Below are 1,509 nucleotides of genomic sequence, written 5' to 3'. Positions count from 1 at the left end.
GGGCAGCCGAGAGCCTCATCGCCCACATAAAGATATGTTTATGTCTTTATGTCAAGTCCCCGGTGGCTCAGCGGGCGGCTCCCAGAGTTCGACTTTCACCCCCGCCGGATCCATCAGCCAGCCGAAGCGGCCGTACTCGCCATCGACGGGGTCTCCCACCGGTTCGGCGCCGGCCGCCCGGGCCCTGGCCAACATCCCTTCAAGGTCGTCGACGATGTAGTTGACCATGAACGGCGCGGTGGATGGCGCGTAATAGTCGCTGTCGGCGGCGAAGACGCTCCAGTTGCCGTGGCCCGTCGCGGGATGCGGCCAGATCACCCCGCCCCAGTCCTGGATGTCAAAGCCCAGGACCCGGGCGTACCAGTCGCGCACGGCCTGCGGATCGGCCGCCTTGAAGAACACCCCACCGATACCCAGCACCTTGGCCATTCGTCAGTCCTCCTCTAGAGTCTGTGTTCAGTTAGTGGATTCCCAAATCGACGGTTGAGTGATTCATAGGCGGTCGGCTTGGGAGGGCCGACCGATGCGACGCTATGCACTTCGCGACGATCAGTGGGATCGGATCGAGGATTTTCTGCCCGGCCGCGAAGGCCATGTTGGCGGCACGGCGCCGGACAACCGGCTGTTCGTGGAGGCGGTGCTCTATCGCTACCGCGCCGGCATCCCCTGGCGTGACCTGCCGCCCCGCTTCGGCGACTGGAAGATCGTCCACCAGCGCCACGGCCGATGGGCCAAGAGTGGAGTTTTTGCGCGTATCTTCAAGATGTTGGCGAGCGACCACGACAACGAATACATGATGATCGATAGCACCATCGTGCGCGCCCATCAGCATAGCGCCGGGGCGCGAAAAAAAACGGCGAGCAAGCCATTGGCCGGTCCCGCGGCGGGCTGACCACCAAGATCCACGCCCTGGTCGATGCGCTCGGCAACCCGGTGGAGCTTCTGCTGACGCCTGGCCAGGCTTCGGACCTCGGCCAAGCCGAGCCGCTGATCGAGCAGGTCGACCTCAAGGCCCTGCTCGCCGACAAGGCCTATGACGCCGATCGCTTGATCGAGCTCCTGATCAGACGCCGAATCACCCCGGTCATTCCGCCCACCGCCAGCCGTGCGATCAAGCGCGCCTGCGACTTCGTCCTCTATTGCGAACGCAACCTCGTCGAGCGGTTCTTCAGCAAACTCAAGCAGTACCGCGCCATCGCCACCCGCTACGACAAGCTCGCCCGCAACTTCCTCGCCGGCGTCCACCTGGCCGCAAGCGTCATCTTGCTGAACTGAACACAGGCTCTAGCGCAGGAAAAGGCGGGCAGCCTGGGAAAGGGTTTCGCGTTGGACACGTCGCGGGCGCAATTTGGCCCTAGCCCCCCGATCGGGCTGCGGCGGGGACGATATTTGAAGGGCCGCCAAATGTTTCGACGCCTTCTGCCGCCCGCGTTGCTGCTGCTGCTGTCGCTGAGCGCCTGCGCGTCGGACGAACCGAAGGGCAGGCCCGGCGGTCCGCCGCCCATTCGC

Annotated in this window: 2 protein-coding genes; one reads left to right on the top strand and one right to left on the bottom strand. The window is 64.5% G+C overall.

Annotation, left to right across the window (positions count from 1 at the left end; genetic code table 11):
* Positions 1–51: 51 nt before the first annotated feature.
* On the bottom strand, positions 52–429 hold the full coding sequence (locus RMN86_RS03635; RefSeq protein WP_309604470.1) for a VOC family protein: 378 nt from the start codon (positions 427–429) through the stop codon (positions 52–54).
* 94 nt (positions 430–523) lie between these two features.
* On the opposite strand from RMN86_RS03635, the gene RMN86_RS03630 reads away from it, so the two are divergent.
* Positions 524–1,275, top strand: a protein-coding gene (locus tag RMN86_RS03630; RefSeq protein WP_309604469.1) for an IS5 family transposase whose coding sequence is annotated in 2 segments (ribosomal slippage) — positions 524–838 and positions 841–1,275 — 750 coding nt in all. Because the reading frame shifts where the segments join, the coding sequence is not laid out codon by codon here.
* Positions 1,276–1,509: the final 234 nt, after the last annotated feature.

The sequence above is a fragment of the Phenylobacterium sp. genome (genome assembly GCF_031360265.1).
GTDB lineage: Bacteria > Pseudomonadota > Alphaproteobacteria > Caulobacterales > Caulobacteraceae > Phenylobacterium.
This window is presented reverse-complemented; position numbering and strand designations above follow the sequence as displayed.

Coding starts and splice junctions, on each gene's coding strand:
- RMN86_RS03635 (WP_309604470.1), bottom strand. CDS start 429: ATGGCCAAGGTGCTGGGTATCGGTGGGGTGTTCTTCAAGGCGGCCGAT.